This window comes from Nostoc sp. MG11 (assembly GCF_014904695.1).
Classification (GTDB): Bacteria; Cyanobacteriota; Cyanobacteriia; order Cyanobacteriales; family Nostocaceae; genus Komarekiella.
In genome coordinates, this window is record NZ_JACXXN010000024.1 from 14,377 (window position 1) to 31,291 (window position 16,915).

At 41.6% G+C, this 16,915-nt stretch carries 17 protein-coding genes and 1 tRNA gene; 6 read left to right on the forward strand and 12 right to left on the reverse strand.

Annotated features, from left to right (window positions below; all coding sequences use genetic code 11):
• Positions 1–13 precede the first annotated feature (13 nt).
• The 4 genes from HCR01_RS25175 to HCR01_RS25190 all read right to left on the reverse strand — a co-directional run bounded on the left by HCR01_RS25175 (position 14) and on the right by HCR01_RS25190 (position 2,741).
• Positions 14–157 (reverse strand): hypothetical protein, encoded by a 144-nt coding sequence (locus HCR01_RS25175; RefSeq protein WP_193198815.1) that lies wholly within the window; start codon positions 155–157, stop codon positions 14–16.
• Between the two features lie 23 nt (positions 158–180).
• Positions 181–1,227 (reverse strand): D-alanine--D-alanine ligase, encoded by a 1,047-nt coding sequence (locus HCR01_RS25180; protein WP_193198816.1) that lies wholly within the window; start codon positions 1,225–1,227, stop codon positions 181–183.
• A 236-nt stretch (positions 1,228–1,463) separates the two neighbouring features.
• Positions 1,464–2,006, reverse strand: coding sequence for a hypothetical protein (locus tag HCR01_RS25185; protein WP_193198817.1), 543 nt, complete (start codon positions 2,004–2,006; stop codon positions 1,464–1,466).
• Between the two features lie 132 nt (positions 2,007–2,138).
• Positions 2,139–2,741 carry a YdcF family protein gene (locus HCR01_RS25190; protein WP_193198818.1) on the reverse strand — a complete coding sequence of 201 codons (603 nt, stop codon included), beginning with the start codon at positions 2,739–2,741 and terminating at the stop codon, positions 2,139–2,141.
• Between the two features lie 207 nt (positions 2,742–2,948).
• On the opposite strand from HCR01_RS25190, the gene HCR01_RS25195 reads away from it, so the two are divergent.
• Complete coding sequence (locus HCR01_RS25195) at positions 2,949–3,509, forward strand: PEP-CTERM sorting domain-containing protein (protein ID WP_193198819.1); 561 nt, start codon at positions 2,949–2,951, stop codon at positions 3,507–3,509.
• 327 nt (positions 3,510–3,836) lie between these two features.
• Here the strand turns inward: HCR01_RS25195 and HCR01_RS25200 are convergent, their stop codons facing one another.
• Complete coding sequence (locus HCR01_RS25200) at positions 3,837–4,856, reverse strand: VOC family protein (RefSeq protein ID WP_193198820.1); 1,020 nt, start codon at positions 4,854–4,856, stop codon at positions 3,837–3,839.
• Between the two features lie 471 nt (positions 4,857–5,327).
• On the opposite strand from HCR01_RS25200, the gene HCR01_RS25205 reads away from it, so the two are divergent.
• From HCR01_RS25205 to HCR01_RS39020, 4 genes are all read left to right on the forward strand, one after another.
• Positions 5,328–5,948 carry a DUF3859 domain-containing protein gene (locus HCR01_RS25205; protein ID WP_193198821.1) on the forward strand — a complete coding sequence of 207 codons (621 nt, stop codon included), beginning with the start codon at positions 5,328–5,330 and terminating at the stop codon, positions 5,946–5,948.
• Positions 5,949–5,996: 48 nt separating this feature from the next.
• A complete protein-coding gene (locus HCR01_RS25210) occupies positions 5,997–7,742 on the forward strand; it encodes an asparagine synthetase B family protein (protein ID WP_193198822.1) in 1,746 nt (581 codons plus the stop codon).
• The gene (locus HCR01_RS25215; RefSeq protein WP_193198823.1) at positions 7,742–9,064 is read left to right on the forward strand and encodes a diaminopimelate decarboxylase family protein; all 1,323 of its coding nucleotides are present in this window, start codon (positions 7,742–7,744) and stop codon (positions 9,062–9,064) included. Before HCR01_RS25210 ends, HCR01_RS25215 begins: the two co-directional genes overlap by 1 nt.
• A 556-nt stretch (positions 9,065–9,620) precedes the next feature.
• Positions 9,621–10,385, forward strand: coding sequence for a hypothetical protein (locus HCR01_RS39020; protein WP_226889612.1), 765 nt, complete (start codon positions 9,621–9,623; stop codon positions 10,383–10,385).
• Here the strand turns inward: HCR01_RS39020 and HCR01_RS25225 are convergent.
• The 7 genes from HCR01_RS25225 to HCR01_RS25255 all read right to left on the reverse strand — a co-directional run bounded on the left by HCR01_RS25225 (position 10,382) and on the right by HCR01_RS25255 (position 15,773).
• Entirely contained in the window at positions 10,382–12,106 is a 1,725-nt protein-coding gene (locus HCR01_RS25225) for an asparagine synthetase B family protein (protein ID WP_193198824.1), read from the reverse strand. The two genes, HCR01_RS39020 and HCR01_RS25225, sit on opposite strands and share 4 nt — an antisense overlap.
• A 55-nt stretch (positions 12,107–12,161) precedes the next feature.
• Entirely contained in the window at positions 12,162–12,686 is a 525-nt protein-coding gene (locus HCR01_RS25230) for a hypothetical protein (protein ID WP_193198825.1), read from the reverse strand.
• Between the two features lie 61 nt (positions 12,687–12,747).
• A complete protein-coding gene (locus HCR01_RS25235) occupies positions 12,748–13,236 on the reverse strand; it encodes a hypothetical protein (protein ID WP_226889613.1) in 489 nt (162 codons plus the stop codon).
• A 323-nt stretch (positions 13,237–13,559) separates the two neighbouring features.
• Entirely contained in the window at positions 13,560–14,027 is a 468-nt protein-coding gene (locus tag HCR01_RS25240) for a transposase (RefSeq protein ID WP_193198826.1), read from the reverse strand.
• Positions 13,990–14,289 (reverse strand): hypothetical protein, encoded by a 300-nt coding sequence (locus HCR01_RS25245; protein ID WP_193198827.1) that lies wholly within the window; start codon positions 14,287–14,289, stop codon positions 13,990–13,992. The genes HCR01_RS25240 and HCR01_RS25245 overlap by 38 nt, the downstream gene beginning before the upstream one ends.
• 202 nt (positions 14,290–14,491) lie before the next feature.
• A tRNA-Arg gene (locus tag HCR01_RS25250) sits at positions 14,492–14,564 on the reverse strand.
• Positions 14,565–14,597: 33 nt separating this feature from the next.
• Positions 14,598–15,773, reverse strand: coding sequence for a murein hydrolase activator EnvC family protein (locus HCR01_RS25255; RefSeq protein WP_193198828.1), 1,176 nt, complete (start codon positions 15,771–15,773; stop codon positions 14,598–14,600).
• A 379-nt stretch (positions 15,774–16,152) separates the two neighbouring features.
• On the opposite strand from HCR01_RS25255, the gene HCR01_RS25260 reads away from it, so the two are divergent.
• Positions 16,153–16,905 (forward strand): DUF4386 domain-containing protein, encoded by a 753-nt coding sequence (locus HCR01_RS25260; RefSeq protein WP_320073173.1) that lies wholly within the window; start codon positions 16,153–16,155, stop codon positions 16,903–16,905.
• Positions 16,906–16,915 lie beyond the last annotated feature (10 nt).

Below are 16,915 nucleotides of genomic sequence, written 5' to 3' on the forward strand. Positions count from 1 at the left end.
ATGAAAGTCATATTTAATCTGGGTTTTGAGGTTTCCATCTGTTTTGGGCAATTGGCGTAATTCGTAATTGTTGAGCATGAATAGCGAAAAGCTTGTTCATGCTCTTGATTTTTTCTGCGATCGCGTAACGTCTACGTAGGAGAATCGCCTCTGGCACTTGATTTTTCTAACAAATTTACATCAATTTTGCAACGGCAGTTGATTACTGCCTAACGTTTCATTGATAGCGGTTATTAACAAATCATTTAGAGGGATTCCTGCTGCTTTTGCCATAGAGGAAATCACGCTTTTAGGGGCAAAAGAACAATACAATCCGGCTTCTAAGAACCAGGGTTGTCCGTTTGGGTCGATGCGGAAGTCAAATAAACTGTAGTAGCGACAACCTAAAGCCTGATGACACTTTTTAGCCACTTGCTGAACCTTTTGGGTGATTGGGTCGTTAGGGTCTACAATCCAAGACTTAATATTATCTTTAGCGGCGAAACGTAAGTCGCCATCTTCCGTTTGTTGGAGTTTATCAGCATGGTTGCGGATGGGTTTATCGTGGGGGTCTACTAGATACTCTTCCAGGGGTAAACCGATCAACTCCCCGTCTTTAACAATGATGCCGCATCTGACTTCTCGACCGAGTTCGATGAATTCTTCTACAATGATTTCATCTGCGTATTCAAATGCTTTCTTCAGAGCAGCATCATAGTCAGTAGCCTCTTTGACTAAGGTAACACCTAAAGAATTGTCCGAACTTACGGGTTTGATAATTGCTGGAGGTGTAATTGTCGGAACGTTTCCTTGGCAAAGCAGTTCGCCACGAGGCACTTTCACCCCTGCTGCTTCAACAATTGCTTTAGTTCTGGCTTTGTGGGCCGTTATTGCCATGATATCGGGAGTATTGCCTATATAAGGGATCTTGAGCAGATCGAATAGGGCACGGTACTGAGTCATTCCAGGAATACAAAACATTTGTGGTAACACGATGTCAATGTTTTGCACTGTTAGAAACTGTATGGCATCAAACAGAGGAATCGGTTTTGCCAGAGCAATATCTTCTCGACTGAGGGAGTCAGGAAATCGCCACTGTCGATCAGGTGTGATGTATGCAATCTGAAAGTCATAACGCGATCGATCTGCTGTTGCTGCTAAACAGTCTTGGGCGTAAAGGCGTGATAAATCACAGTAAAAATCGTTGTGTGCAGACCCAACTAAATGAAGGATATGAAGTACTGACATGAATTATCTTCTTAGCTACTGTTATAACTGGAGTTTAGTGGTTTATGAAGTTGTAGTACAGCACCACCTATGAAAAAAGGGCTACCCCCTATCCCCTTCCTAGAACACCGATTCAGTATTCAAGATAGGGGCGAGAAAAACTGATTATTTCGTAGAGACGTTGCATTGCAACGTCTCTACAGTCAACGTTTCGCTATTTGCCTTGAAATGAATTTCAAGACGGGATAACTCTAAAATCAGCGCCGATTCTCTAAAGCTGCAACAAGTTCAAACTCAAAAGAACCTACTAAACGGTTATCAATATAAACCTCTATCTTATATTTACCAAGCGGATCGCCTGGTGCGATCGTCCAAAAGTTTTCAATCACACCATCCGTGACTGATTGTATGCGTTTCGTTACCGCTGTAGTCCCGTCTTTTGAGATTGAGAAATTTTCACCATCATCTGTACCCCATGTTTCTGGGGGTTTTGGTAAACGCAGGACTTCGCGCCAACTCACTTCACTTTGATAGTCTTTAAGTTCAATTCGCCACCCATAGGTGTTTCCCTCCTGAAGTAGCACTCTATTTGTAGGGATAAAGTTAGCTTTACCACTGGGGTCAACTTTCTTTAACCCAAATTCAGCTTTGCTGACAGCAATCTGTTTCCCATTTGTTGACTGAGAAAATATTGTGGTTTTTTTTGCTAAAACAGAAGTAGGATTAATCGACTCAGCAGCTTTGACTTCAGATATTAGACAAGAAGAAGCCAGCACAAATATAACAGCCCAAATTTTCATTAGTATAATTTTCCTATCAACATTTGGTACTTATTCAAGTAATTTGACACGTTTTCCGGGTCAAGATCACTTACGATTGGACGGAGATGAAATTGTCTCTACTTGAAGATTCGGAAAACCTCAAGCTAGAAGTTAAATTTTTAACACAAGGTAGACAAGATAAAAATAAGTTTCTCGCATGAGAAACTCCATTTGACTGCGAAAACTGCGGTAGCGGGTAGTAGGTGTGGCGGATGGAAATGCATCCATTCCTAAATCTCGCGCTATCAATACGGCTCGCTTCATATGCAATGGGTCACTAACAATAAGAAACTTTGTTAATTGGTTATCAGACGCTACTTTTAAAGCGTTTATAAGGTTCTGGGAAGTTGTTCGAGATTGAGTTTCGATCAGAATATCAGCTGCTTTAACTCGTTGAGCGATCGCATAATTTTTACCAACTATAGCTTCGGCTGGTTCATTGCGATCGCCAACTCCCCCTGTAAAAATGATCGTACTAACATCACCGTTTTGATATAGATTAATGGCATGATTAATTCGTTCTTTAAAAACCGGAGATGGTTCTTTTCCCCATACTGCTGCTCCTAAAACAATTGCCGCTTCTGCTTTATTATTACTATTGCTGCTGTACAAATAAATACTCAATCCTGTAGATATAAACGCCAACAGCAGAGCAGACATCAAAGCCAATGAAACCAGAACTAACGATCGTTTTTGAAGTTTGTAATTGGGCATTGCTGAATAAGAATCTGCCAAATAATCAAATATAAACCATTGTAGAGACGTTGCATTGCAACGTCTCTACTTGATTATTTCCTGCGTTTATGTCAACTTATCAAAGTCATGAAAACATTATGCACTGAATCTAAATAGTAACAAATTTGACCTAAAACAAAAAACGTACTCAATCTTGTAATGTTTTTATAGGAGCCTAAAAAATTGATGAAAAAAGCAATTCAACTAGGTGCTATTACAGTTTCCATGATCGCCTCTCTTGGTTTAGAGGTGAGGGCTGATGCTGCTAGAGTAAACTTTGAGGGCAATAGTGCTAAAAGTATTGAAGACTTGCAGGTTGGCGAAAAATTATACAATGTAAGTTTTATTTACGATTCAGCTATAAATTTGTTTGACCCAGCAAAATCCACCAGTACAACCTTGTTGGATGATCCCGAAGCCTTAACAGCAACGAATGCAATCACTACTTTATTGAATAGCCAAGCTTCAGTACCTCTTCTTGTTGGGGGAAAAAATGCCTTTTTCGTACCCATTGGCCCTTATGATTCAGGTGCGATCGCAGAATTTGGTTCATTTTATAGTCTAGGTAGATGGGATTTAGATGAACGATCACAAGCTGGTTTTCCCCAGCCAATTATGTCGGAAATTAGTTTAAATTACGCCACTTTTACGAAAGTTGCTCCTGTCGAAGTTCCAGAACCCTCTGAAATTCTGGGTAGTCTGACGGCGCTTGGATTGTTGATTGCGATGAAAAGAAAATCCAACTGAAATCAAAGAAATTTCAGTATAACTTTGGAGTTTTGCCTGTGTACATGCGGTTTCTAACCGCCGATTTATCTTTGAACTTGCGGAATATACTAAAATGAGTGCGCGATCTACTGAAATGAGAAAGTAAACTGGGGTTTTAGAAAGCAATATGTCTTTTTGCTTGCTGAATCTACTGAAATGAGAAAGCATTTAGGCAAAATGAGAAAGCAATATGTCTTTTTGCTTGCTGAATCTACTGAAATGAGAAAGCATTTAGGCAAAATGAGAAAGCAAACTGGAGTTTGAGAAAGTAATATCCCTTTTTGCTTATTAAATTCGACTATTTAGTTAATAATTACCTTCTAGCAAAGTCCAGAAATAGCCATCCGGTGCAACAAAAGAGAAACTCATCTCGCCAAACTCATTGCTAACAATGGTTGTAAGCTTTTGAATGGGACTTGCTTGGATGCGATCGCAATATTCCTGTAATCCTCGGACACGATAAGTATACAAGCACATTCCCAAACTACCTGGTTGGGCTGCCTCAAAGCGCGATTCTAAATTAATATAATCTGGGAACCGAATTACATAAAGTCTGCCACTGCGTGCAGCCATCAGGTCAGATTTGGAAGAACGCGGGTCATCAAAGGTAGTGACAATAAACTTTTCACCAGGATTGAGGTCAAAAATATCTCGACCTGCTGCTGAAGATTCATAGCTAGTTTCGACATCATCACGCACACGCAGCAAACCTAAAACTTCTTCGTAAAATTTCAAGGTTTCTTTGCTGTCATCCTGAGTAATTATTCCTATATGGGTAAACTGACTAGTCTTGAAAGCCGCATTGAGATTGATTTGTCCGTAGTGCGGTAGTGTGTAGCCAAATCTTTGAAATAAAACTTGTCGAGCTAAGGGTTGCAATAATAACATTTCTCGTACCCCAACCGCCTGCTCAACAAAAGGACGGCTTTTCCTTTCTTTGTTGTAGATGACTTCCCAGTAAGAGTTGGTATATCTGATAGGCCAACCTGCGGCTTTCGCATTTTCTGCATGATTTAAGATATTTAACACATCAGCAGTTAAAGTAGTTGCCCAGCGATTTCCTTTAACTTTCATCGACTCTATTCCCAACCCTTGATGCGTGGGGTTTTGCCAAACCATCAGTCGAATCAAACCATGATCTGCATTTTGGTGATAAAGGCGAATTGAGCGTAAAGACGAATTCACACCATATAATTGATTGGCCACATCTGCGGTTAATTCACCCACTTGACCAATGCGATAGCCAAATTGTTCCCAATACTGAATTGCAGAAATTGGCTCTGGGATGCCAATACATACTTCATAGATACCTTCAATTGTAGTCATAATGGGTGCTGAGTTTTGAGTTAGAATTTTTCACTTATAAAATTGTTTTTTTTAACGAACCGCAGAGACGCAGCGAAAAGTTCTGTTCGCGTAGCGTCTCCGTCAGGAGAAGGAGGGTTTCCCGACCTAGGAAACTTTTCAAGACATAGGGCACAGAGAGAAGAATAAAGAGAGGTTTGATTTAAGATTGCTATAACTAGTTACGAAGTGAACGACATTGCACAAGCAGGGGATGAAATTGATGTATTAAGCTCTAAAACTCTTTATACTCTCTGCGCCTCCGCGTCTCTGCGTGTTAGCGTAGCGGGGCGTAGCCCGATAAATTATCCTCCAAATATGCAACGCCAAGTGAACAAGTGTAATAAAATGTTTGCAAAAATATTAGAGTTTATTTGAAAGTTAGAGTATTGTTTGTTGGAAAAATTCAAAGTAATAGAAATAAAGCTTTTTTAACAGGGGTTATTATTAGCTATGACACAGCGACTAACTCAAGAGCAATTAACACAAATAGTTACTGAAGTAGAAGGGCTGCAAATACGTCAGGATGCGGAACTTGATCTACAGCAGGTTAGGGAAATTTTACAAGAGTTGAATTTACCGCCAGAGTTACTTGATGAAGCGCTCATCCAATTACGTCGTCGGCAAGCATTAGAGGTGCAGCAACGAAAGAATCGATGGATTCTTTCTGGAGTGGTTGGATCTTTATTGGTGGCGATCGCCTGTATAATCTTCTTCATCCAGCAGCAAAACTCTCTACTCTCCCGTGTTTCTGCTCAACAAGACCGCCTCACCCTCGCAGATAATAGCAGCGGCATAAATACTATCTCTCGCCAAAATAATCCAGAAGTTTTTTACCGTGTCACCTTGAAGGATGCACCCTTGGGTAAAAAGCTAGCTCTCTCCTGTAATTGGATTGACCCCAACGGTCAAATTGTCAAGCAAAACCGCTATCAAACCAGCGAGATTAATACGTCCGTCTGGGATACTTACTGTCGCTATCCGATTAGTTCTACTGCAAACGTTGGTAATTGGCGGGTGCAGATGTTTTTAGAAGGTCGTCAAATTAGTGATGAAACGTTTGAAGTTAAGTAGAAGGACTTAATAAAGGGGAAGGGGGAAGGGGGAAAGGGGAAAGGGAAAATGGATAATAATATCCCACATCACTTTATTGGGTATTGGGGTTACGGCGCTCAAAGTGAGTTGGAAGCGCTGCTAACTAGTGTAGAAATACATGCAACTACGCCGAGAAACCAGTTGGAAAATTGTTTTCGCCCTATTTGGAATGTTGCTTATGTTGGACTTGGTAAAAATTCTTTACCATTACAAAATCAAATTGCTGCTATCTCGGCATCAGGAATATTTACTGCACCCGATGCTTGGGTGAATTTACAAGCAAACAACTGCCTAATTTTGGGAAGAGAACCTTTCGGAAAAGTGCCTTTGTATTGGACTCAGCAAGAACAGGTTATTTGGTTTGCATCTCAACTACAGTTAATCTTACAGATTTTAAAACAGCCAGAGGTCAGTATTCCTGGCTTGTACGGCTATAGTTGTTTTTCTTATGTCCCAACTCCCTTAACCCCAGTTACTCAGGTTTTTGCAGTTCCGGCGGGGACTGAACTGGTTTGGCACAATGAGCAATCAAGTGTGCTTCCAAAACCTCAATCTAGGAAAATCCACTCGTGGGGGGAAGCCTCAGAACAGTTAACAGACGAAGCCGCAGTAACCCAGCTGCAAACCCTCCTCCAAGACTCGATTCAGCAACAAATTGCCGATTTAAAAGATGAGCCTGTTGGGGTGTTTCTCTCAGGTGGACTTGATTCTTCAGTGGTGGCGGCGCTGCTGGTGCAAGCTGAGGTAAAAGTTCGCGCTTACACTCTAGATTTTGGTTCAGTAGGACTTCCAGAATATCCTTATGCTGAACAAGTTGCTCAGTTTCTCAAAATTCCTCTAGTCAAAGTCGAGGTGACTCCACGCTCTATCAAGAATGCCTTAATTCCGACTGTGCGATCGCTAGATATGCCATTTGGAGACGGGGTAAGTGTTCCATTGTATCTTTTAGCGCAGAGAGCTAGTCAAGAAACTCAGGTGATTTTTAATGGCGAAGGTGGCGATCAGTTGTTTGGTGGTTGGACGAATAAACCTTTAATTGCCGCAGGTGTCTATCAGGGGGAACTTAAAGAAGAAAATTTTATCCAGCAATATTTACGCACCTTTCATCGGCTTTGGGGATATGAAGCTGAAGTTTTTCAGCCAGAGATATACGCACAGATAAAAAATTTGCATCCTCAAGATTGGCTTTTGGAGGCTCTTGATCCAACTTTGTGTAAATATTTGCTGCATCGTCTCCGCCGTGCAAGTCTGATGCTTAAAGGAGCACAGAATATCCATCCCCGTGCTACTTCTTTAGGGTTTGCTCATGGGTTGTTGGTGCGATCGCCTTTTTGTTACCTACCTCTAGCCGAGTGGACGTTCAGTTTATCTGGAGAACTCTGCCTACAAGGAGCTTGTGAGAAATATATCCTCAAGCGAGCGGTGGAAAATTGGCTACCGCCTGAAATTGTTTGGCGGCAAAAACGCGGTATGGGAGTTCCCTTAACCTTGTGGTGTTTAAATGAGTTGTGGCATCAAGTTGGCATCTGGCTAAATCCGGGTATACTTAGTGCGGAAAATCGTTTTTCTCCCCACATAGCAGCGCAAATCGTCGAAGGTAAATTGGGAGGAGCTATCCAAGGTCGTCGTATTGGTGAGATTCTCTGGTTACTTATTATGTGGCAACTTTGGCGATCGTATGTCTTAGGTGAAGAAGTAGGCAAAAAATCCTGGGATCATCCGTTTTGGTTGCCTAGTTGGTTATGGAAAAATTACAGAATAATTTGTAATTGATGGGCAGAGTAACTAATTTAAATGATTTAACTCACAGTTTATCTACTCCATTCTGTTGGGAACTTGCTCAGGAGTTATTGATTACTTACGGTTCTCCGCTTTATGTTTATGAGGGCGATCGCTTACGTCAAACTATTGAGGGCATTACGAAGGCTGTAAGCTATCCTCGCACTCAATTTCGTTTTGCTAGTGTTACTAATGGCAATATTGCGCTATTAAAAATTTTTCGCTCATCTGGGTGGGGACTTCACGCTAATACACCAGGAGATATTTATTTGGGGCTAAAAGCGGGTTTTGATGCTAGTGAGATTGTTTATAGCGGGAGTAATTTGAATCGGGTTGAGATGGTGCAAGTTCTTGATTGGGGGGTTACAACTCTCAATTTTGATAGTCTTGCTCAGTTGCAGTTGTTTTGTGAGGTTTTTTTGGATCACGCAGCGGAAAGTCTGAGCGCCGGCTCCCGGCGCTCAGAACTTTCCAAGACAGAGACGCGGAGGCGCAGAGAGAAAGAAAATATTTTTTCTTTTCCTCCCTCCTCGGCTCCTCGCCTTGGTTTACGGGTTAATTTGCCGGAAATTACGGGAGATAGTCGAATTGGTGTGCGTCCAGAGGAGTTTGCTGATGCGATCGCTTTGGCTGGTGAAGTTGGGTTGAAGGTGGGTGGTTTGCATTTCTATCGCGGTACTGGAACTAATGCTACAGCAGCTTTTACTCAGGTGATTGATACGGTGCTGGCTACAGCACAAAAGTTACCAGATTGGGAATTTTTGGATTTTGGTGGTGGTTTTGGCTATCCGTATCATCATGGTGGTGCAGCTTTTGATTGGAAACTGTTTGGGGCTGAGTTGACTGATAAAATTACTCGTTTGAGAAGGGAAATTGACTTAGTGATTGAACCGGGACGAGCTGCGATCGCTGGATGTGCTACTTTGCTTGCTCAAGTTGTTTCTGTAAAATGGCAAGCAGAAAAGCAAATTATCGGAGTTGATACCACGGTTGCAAATCTCTCGGTTCCTTCGGTGCATGGTGGCTATCGAGAAATCGTCTGTTGGAAGAAAACAGATAAAATTTACACAACTGATATCTGTGGTAATACTACCTATTCACGAGATTATCTAGGGAAAAATTGTCAACTACCATCTCTAGAAGTTGGTGACATCATTGCCATTCTAGATGTGGGTGCTTATGGTTATGCCATGTCGTCTCATTTTTTACATCGTCCCAAACCCGCAGAAGTCTTGCTAGAAAATGGCACACATCGTCTAATTCGTCAGCGTGAGGATTTCAGTGTTTTACTAACAAATCAAGTGCTTGATAACTGAAAATTTAACAACCATTATGAAGTGTATTAACTGCGGAACTGATAATAATCTAAAAGACCGGACGGCTAACCAAGGTCGCTGTACAAAATGCCAACATCCGTTTGTATTTGAACCCACCAGCATGGGTAATATTAAGATTACTGATCCTATGTTTGCGAAGGCGATCGCTGATATTTCCGCAAATAACACTCTATCTTTCACTCAAAAGCAATTTTATTATTTATTAGATAATCGAATAAAATTCAAAACTGGCTCAATATTTGGTTATATATTTGTCTATATGTTTTTTAATATTTTTATATCAATATTGCTAGGTGAGTTTACCTCGCCATTCTTTGGATCTTATTCACCATTGATCATATCACTTATAGTTAATTTGTGTTTCATATATTATTTTTATAGTCAAGCTAAATCAATTAAAATTAACATAAAATATCGCCGCCAATATGCTAGAAGCTTACAAATAATCGGATGTATAATTCTTGCTATTGGAATTTATAATAGTTTGTTCATTTTTAACTCATTCAGTCTATTTGTCATCGTCATTATTATGGGAATGCTATCGATATACTTAGGAACTCGACAGCTAGGTAGAAGTGGATTATTAGAACAAGAGTTTTTATTTTCTCAAAATGATTTTCAAGGTTGGCTAAACCGCTGGCAGCAAATCAACGGTTCAATTCTAAAAATCCTACCTTCTCCGCGTGAGGAAAATAAGCCAACCCCAGTTAATCCTGATGTTAGTGCTTATAGTTTTGATAGATTAATTGTTTGTGATAGTGCTGTCATTGCTCAATTATTAATTGCTAACAATTTTCACTTTGAAAATAACTGTGCAATTCTGAGCATTGATGGATATCCTCAAAACATTTTCGACATCACAATGCAAATGCTGCGCCGCAATCCCGATTTGAAAGTCTATGCTTTGCATGATTGCAGTCCCCAAGGAATTGGTTTAGTTCACCGGCTTCGCACTAGCCCTAAATGGTTTCAAGATAGTGATGTCGTTGTTATTGATGTAGGATTAACACCACGTCAGATTATTGCTACTAAACGCGGGATGTTCATTCAATCCTCTCCAGATTCGGCGCAAGCAGCTAAACAATTGCTTGGGAAAATTCGTCAGAGTTTATCTACTAAAGAAATAGAGTTTTTAGAATCGGGAAAGTTTGTCGAATTAGAATCATTTCCTCCGCAAAAACTGATTCAAGTTCTGCAACGGGGTATTGCTGGTAGTAGCAATTTACAAGGTGATGACAGCAGCTTGATTTTAGTTGGTGATACAGGTAATGATATGTATGTTGTTCAAAGTTTTGGTTAGTTCTTATTAGCCTGCAACCAAATTTCTAAACTTACTAATAACCAAAGTTTAACGCCATATCGACCCCAAATATCGCCTCGATAGTCTAACCAATCGCGTAGCAATGACTGATTAATATATGGCGCGATCGCACTCTTTTTATTTAACAACAAATTCCTAGCTTCTCGCTGCCAATATTTGCGAAATCCCAATTGCACAGGAACCATCATGCCACTTTTAGGACGATGAATAATGGCATCTGGTAAGATATCCAAAACCGCTTGTTTGAGTACTGCTTTTTCTTCTACTCCAGAAAGTTTGTATTCTGGGGGAATTTGCATACTTAAGTCAACCACTCGCTGATCGAAAAGAGGCGATCGCCCATGTAAACCTACTGCTTGAGTTAAGTTATTAACTTTAGTGAGGATTTGGTCGGCTCCTTTAAACTTGATATTCAGCGCCATTAACCGATTTAAATAACTAGCATCAGAATTTAAATCAGCAGAAAATATCGATGGTTCTGTTTTTACAGATGTCCAAACTTCCGGTTTTAAAAGTTGCGGCAAATCTAATGTACACTTCTGAAAAGCAATCAGATATGCTTGCAGTGAATCTTGATTGATCACAGAGCCATATAAATTATTAATCAACATCGGTTGATTCTTGGGGCCACCAAAACATGGATCACCACCTTCACCATTGAGAATAACCTGGACATCTTCTCGCGCCATTCTTCCCACCAGCAGGTTTGGCACTGTTAGCGGATCACCTATGGGATCATCGAGATATGCCATTGTCTCTGGTAGGCGTTCCCACATATCTTTAAAGGTAATTTCGAGAATGTGGTGTTGAGTTTGGCAATGTTCTGCAACTAAGCTGGAAAATTCTAACTCATTGGGGGATTCCGAACCAAAATGAATTGAGTAAGTGTGGATTGGTGCATGATGAAACTTTGCAGCTAAAGCGGTGATACTGCTAGAGTCTAAACCCCCTGATAACAAAACACCAACGGCTTGATTTTGTGGTAAATATTCCTGAACAACTTGATCAAGTAGAGAGCGGAGGCGATCGCCATGCCACACTAGAGGTTGATCTGCATCTGTAATCTGCTGTTGTAGTTGCCAATAAGTATAAATTTTCTCGGAAGGCATTTCTACAACTGTTCCCGGACGCACTTCTCGCACCTGTCGCCAAAGCGTCCTTTCTCCCGGTACAAAGGCGCAACAGAGATAATCTCGCAGCGCCACCAAATCTAAATCAGCTGAGCGATAATGCGTGAGCGATCGCAGTTTCGGCGCAATTGAGCGAATTGAACCCGTGGTAGTGTAGTACAGCGTACGGCTACCAGTGCGATCGCGTCCTAACCACAATATTTGCTGTTGACGATCCCAAACCACTAACCCAAACATCCCTACCAACAGCTTCAAGCATTCAAAACCCCATTTTTCCCAAAGTTGAGCAATCAGCTGGCGATCATTTCCCAAAAAGCTACTCGGTTCGACTTCTAATCTTTGCAGCAACTCCACCCGATTACTTAACCACACATCCCCAACTACAACGAATTGCTTTGTAGGACTGAGTGCAAATTGCTCTGTGGCGAGTGAAGAAATAATCGCAAACTGGTTATCTCGCCACACTACATCTGCTGTGAGGGTATCTAATGTTCCCCAAACTACACGCCAACTAGGGGCTATATCGATAGATGAGAGGGGATTAGGAGTTTTGAAAACATTAAATAGCATAGTAATTCGTAATTAAGTTGCGATCGCATATCAATGTTCCGGCAGTTGCAATGATTTACAAAATACTAGGTAACGGCAGAACCAGCAGCATAATTAAGTTACTTGCCCAGAACAGGATCGATAGCCATAGTAAACCACTCATCATCGTATGATTCAAGCGGCTCAATTGAGTGTTTGTCCTGATCAGTTTTTGACCTTGCCAGAGTTGCCAAAGCCGAAATGCGGTGTAGAGTATTCCAATCGGCACAACTAAACTAGCTAACCAAATACTACTAACAACTTGCTCACTCACAATCTGAATAATCAGAACCAACAAGTAGAAACCTAGGATGTTTCGAGGTTCAGGGCGATTAATCCAAACAAAGAATGCAATTCCCGGAAGAAGTAGCCCAATTGCGATCGCCAGCCATATCCAAACTTGGATGAATTTGACCTCAGTATCGCTATAATCAATTACCCGCTTTATTGGCAATACTCCAGCCGAAGTTAGCCAGCCAATGAGTAAAACGAGTAGGGTAGCAAGGGCAACAAATGAAAATGTCGTTTTCCAGGTCAGTGGTGCGTTAGCTGATGATTTCATAACTCCCTGATAATTCAACTCATTGCCCGTCTGAAGTTTACACTAACGCACCCTTAGTAGTTTAAGATTCCTCAAATAAGCGATCGCCTTTGTGCAATCGATGCGCGATTTGATAGGTTTGCCCTTGCGATCGCATTGTCGGCGCGTGTGCTGCCAAATACTGAGAAGCTGCAACTAGTACGTGAATACCAGCAATAGTTTCACCCAGTAAGGAATATTGCCGGAAAGCTGCTTCCATTTCCTGAATCACATGAAAGTCTCGATTTTCCCGCAACATCAACTTACCCAACATTGCCATCAACTTTTCCGAAGAACCGCCACTGTACAAATAACGAGCTACTAATCTACCTGTCTCATTCACTTGCTGCTGACGATCCAACAAATCTGGTAGTTGCTTAAGTAATTCTTCGGGATTTTCAGCGGGGTCTTTTGGTTCTGTGAGTCGTGCTGGTGGAACATTTAAAAAACGGTTGAGATAAACGCTCATGGCGGCATCAAACACACCCCGCAGTAGTTCCAATGAAGGAACTCGTCGGATTCCTTGATGCACTGCATTGGCGAAGGTAAACCGATGGTGTGCTGAATTCCAGTCTCCAAAGTCGTTGTTAGTATGGAAGCGAGCAACGCGGAGGGCTGCTGTGTAAGTTACTACACTAGCTAATTATTCTTCAGTATAACCTGCTTGTAGGGCAGTTAAAAGAGAGTTAGCGATCGCTTGTGGGTCTTCTCCTACTAACCCAAGTCGTTATATACTGACCTAACTCCGATTCTCCAAACTGATTTGGTGCAGCAAGCGTTTGAGCTATTTGGCGTTGATGGGATAAAAAGTGCTTTTGCTGTCGCTGTTGATTTAGCAGTTACGCCTAATGTGAATTAAATAGGTTGAGATTGGAAAGTTAGAACATCAATACCAAAACGGCGACGAAGCAATAAACGTAATGTGTGAGATGCAACTTTGGCAGCAATATGGACACAAAAGCCATCAACAGTTTTATTGAGTAAGCGTGACGCCGGAGTACCGGCTATCGCTGCGCTATCGGGATTACGTCCGGTGTTTTGAATTTCGTGAAAAACACCTTCGACGCGCTGACGAACACGACTGATAAAAGGCTTCAAATCATTAGAATGTTGAAGATGCTGGTTATTACGGGTTAGCGTCCAGATGCGATTACCAGTGCGACGAGTAATAGTGGCCTGCCAATCGGCAGAAATAAAGCCTTTGTCTGCGTAAATATTGCGAGATTGAACTGTTTCTAAAACAGACTCAGCAGCAATTGTTTCATCCGTATTAGCAGGCACTATGTCATAAGCAATGGGAATTCCATTCCACGTTGAGAGCATAACTAGTTTGTTTGTAGCCAAAATAACGCATTTGTCTGGCAGCACACCAACCAGGGGTAGCATTTGAGGCAAAATCACTATATCGCTTGTCACGTTTAAGTCCCACGCTCATGCTTGCTTTCACCCCTGGTTTGGAGAGTGTTGTCTTTTTGACTTGCTTGTCATACCAATCATCTACCACTACAAAGATTGTTGTTAATAGCGTTCCAAAGTCTATGCTGCTCATAGGGGAAGTCTGAGTTGAAAAGCTGGTAACTTTCATCTTCTTACTTCTCCCGCCTTTTTTTCTAATTCACATTAGGCGTTATTCACTAATTATTTAGTAATTAGTTACTCTGCAAAGGGATAGCGCTACTATCCTGTAGGTCTTTAGTTATGACACATAATCTGTTAACAGTAACACCAATTAGTTAAAAGTGACATTAATCTGTTAACAGTGACAAATAATTAGTTAATATACAAAACGAGCGCGGAGGGATTTGAACCCCCGACCCACAGAACCGGAATCTGTTGCTCTATCCACTGAGCTACGCGCCCTTACACTGCTTGATCATAACACACTTTTTTGCGCTAAAGATAATTGGCAGGGTTTACAGGTGTGCCATTACGGCGGACTTCAAAGTGGAGGTGGGGGCCAGTCGATAAACCTGTAGAACCGACAGCAGCGATCGCTTGTCCTCGTTCAACTGTTTGCCCTTCGGAAACATACAACTCGCTAGAATGCCCGTACAGTGTAGTAATGCCTTCACCGTGATTGATAATTATCGCTCTGCCATAGCCACCATACCACCCAGCAAAAATCACTGTTCCTGAATCGGCTGCCCGAATTGTACTACCATAGCTAGCGGCAAAATCTAGTCCTGAATGAAAGCGGCGATAGCCGAGAACTGGGTGCATCCGCCAACCGAAGGGACTGCTAGTTGATGCGTTGCTAGGATATGCCATTACACCAGTTCCGCGAATGATTACACTTGTACGACTGTTTGTTTTTGCTTGTGCTGCTGCTACCTTTTGTTGAATCAAGACTTCCAAATTTTGTGAATCTTTATCTAACTGGTTCTGTGCTGCTTCCAAGGCGAGGCGATCGCTATTTAGCCGTTGTATCAATTCTGATTGTGACTGTGCCTGCATTTGATAATCGGCTTTTTGTGCTAATAATTGCTCCCGAATCAAGGCAATTTCGTTTTTTTGGTGTTCTACGTCCGTTTTTTGTTTGTTGATCAGCTTTGCCTGCTTGTTGAGTTTTGCCAAAATTTGCTGGTCTGCCTGATAAACTAATTTCAACTGATGACGGCGGCTGATAAAGTCACTGACAGTTTGACTTTGGAGCAAAACTGCCCATCCTACAGAAGCAGGCGATCGCTGGAGATATCGCAATCGTGCTACTGTAGCTATCTGACGTGCCTGATATGAACTCTCCGCCGCAACTAAATCGGTTTCCAACTGCTGAAGGCGTTGGTTAGCGAGTCGTAATCGCAATTCGCTGTCTTGAATATAGGTGTTTGTAGTTTGCACATTTTGCTTTAAACCAGTGAGATGATTTTGGGCGTCATGTTGCAGATTGGTTAAGCGATCGCGTTCTTCAACTACACTCTGACGCTGCTGGTTCATTTGCTGTTGCTGTTGGCGTAAAGTGTCAATTGATGCTGCACGTACTGGCATTAACGCCAAAAAAAACCACAAAACGCAGCAAAATGCAATACAGATGCAATATATTTTATTTTTTTCTTGAAATCTCGCTCTCATAGTGTGAGCCTGACCAAAATATTAGACTTCTTGCAGAAGTCGAGGAAAGGGTAGAGGTAAAAGTTTAAAGGCGTTGAATTTTTCTTTTCCCATTCCCCTTTAACCCTTACCCAGTATTTTGTAATCATGTATGAATGCAAGATGTCTATTGCTTCTAAATACTATGAGGATTGTTCCCAAAATCCCATTCACTCCAACGCGCTATCTATCAAATTAGTCTGCCAAGTTGTAACACAAAGATTCTAGCTATGTCAGCATAGTTTTCTTCAGCGGCGTGATCAGTTAATTCTTTGGCGTACTCAGTCAATTCAAACTTTAGCAGAACCCATAAAGTTGAAGTGCAAGCAAAAGCTGTGTACAACACCACTGAAAATAGAAGGTGCGAGCTTTGAATCGATTACAACTGCTAAAAATAACGGGTTTATTGTTAACTACTTTTGCCGTTTTAATCAATATTCCCTACTGGTTGCTGGTTCAGAATTTTGAGTATGACGATATCTTACGAAAACCCACCGATTATGTTTTAACTGAGTTTCACGCTGGGGGAGATGGGTTAATCTTCACCTGGTTTTGCTTTGGTCTTTTAACATTACTGTTTATCCCTGCGGTAATTTTGCTGGGAAAGGTGATTGGACGGGAAGATACGCCCTATCTGGCTTCTTTTACCTTCATGGGAGTGCTTTCCAGCATTTTACAAGCTGTTGGATTAATGCGCTGGGCTTTTGTGATTCCGGTGTTAGCAACAATGCATATCAATGCCACAACTAGCGATGCAACCCGTGCAGCAGTAGCAGTAGTCTACCAGGTGGTTCATCAATATGGTGGTGTGGTCATTGGTGAGCAGTTGGGACAGACGTTGCTGATTGGCTGGACGTTTGGAATTAGTTTGGCAATGTTGCGATCGCCTTTGTTTAAGCCGTGGGTAGGTTGGCTGGGATTGGCAACTTTACCATTTTGGATTTTAGGGCAAAGCGAATTGTTAGCTACGGTAATCCCGACAATCCCCAAATTGGAAGTTATGCCAATTGGGTTCATGATATGGGAAGTCTGGCTGATTGTAATAGGAGTCTTCCTACTGCGAACGAATAAACGTAGGTTAGCAATCAAGCAGCCTGGTTCAACACAGCGTTAGTTTAGATCTT

Excerpts from the sequence above, each read along its gene's own strand:
- HCR01_RS25190 (WP_193198818.1), bottom strand. The coding sequence starts at position 2,741 with ATGCCCAATTACAAACTTCAAAAACGATCGTTAGTTCTGGTTTCATTG.
- HCR01_RS25230 (WP_193198825.1), bottom strand. The coding sequence starts at position 12,686 with ATGAAATCATCAGCTAACGCACCACTGACCTGGAAAACGACATTTTCA.
- HCR01_RS25225 (WP_193198824.1), bottom strand. The coding sequence starts at position 12,106 with ATGCTATTTAATGTTTTCAAAACTCCTAATCCCCTCTCATCTATCGAT.
- HCR01_RS25200 (WP_193198820.1), bottom strand. The coding sequence starts at position 4,856 with ATGACTACAATTGAAGGTATCTATGAAGTATGTATTGGCATCCCAGAG.
- HCR01_RS25205 (WP_193198821.1), top strand. The coding sequence starts at position 5,328 with ATGACACAGCGACTAACTCAAGAGCAATTAACACAAATAGTTACTGAA.
- HCR01_RS25215 (WP_193198823.1), top strand. The coding sequence starts at position 7,742 with ATGGGCAGAGTAACTAATTTAAATGATTTAACTCACAGTTTATCTACT.
- HCR01_RS25195 (WP_193198819.1), top strand. The coding sequence starts at position 2,949 with ATGAAAAAAGCAATTCAACTAGGTGCTATTACAGTTTCCATGATCGCC.
- HCR01_RS25210 (WP_193198822.1), top strand. The coding sequence starts at position 5,997 with ATGGATAATAATATCCCACATCACTTTATTGGGTATTGGGGTTACGGC.
- HCR01_RS25240 (WP_193198826.1), bottom strand. The coding sequence starts at position 14,027 with ATGCTCTCAACGTGGAATGGAATTCCCATTGCTTATGACATAGTGCCT.
- HCR01_RS25245 (WP_193198827.1), bottom strand. The coding sequence starts at position 14,289 with ATGAAAGTTACCAGCTTTTCAACTCAGACTTCCCCTATGAGCAGCATA.
- HCR01_RS25180 (WP_193198816.1), bottom strand. The coding sequence starts at position 1,227 with ATGTCAGTACTTCATATCCTTCATTTAGTTGGGTCTGCACACAACGAT.
- HCR01_RS25185 (WP_193198817.1), bottom strand. The coding sequence starts at position 2,006 with ATGAAAATTTGGGCTGTTATATTTGTGCTGGCTTCTTCTTGTCTAATA.
- HCR01_RS25255 (WP_193198828.1), bottom strand. The coding sequence starts at position 15,773 with ATGAGAGCGAGATTTCAAGAAAAAAATAAAATATATTGCATCTGTATT.
- HCR01_RS39020 (WP_226889612.1), top strand. The coding sequence starts at position 9,621 with ATGCTATCGATATACTTAGGAACTCGACAGCTAGGTAGAAGTGGATTA.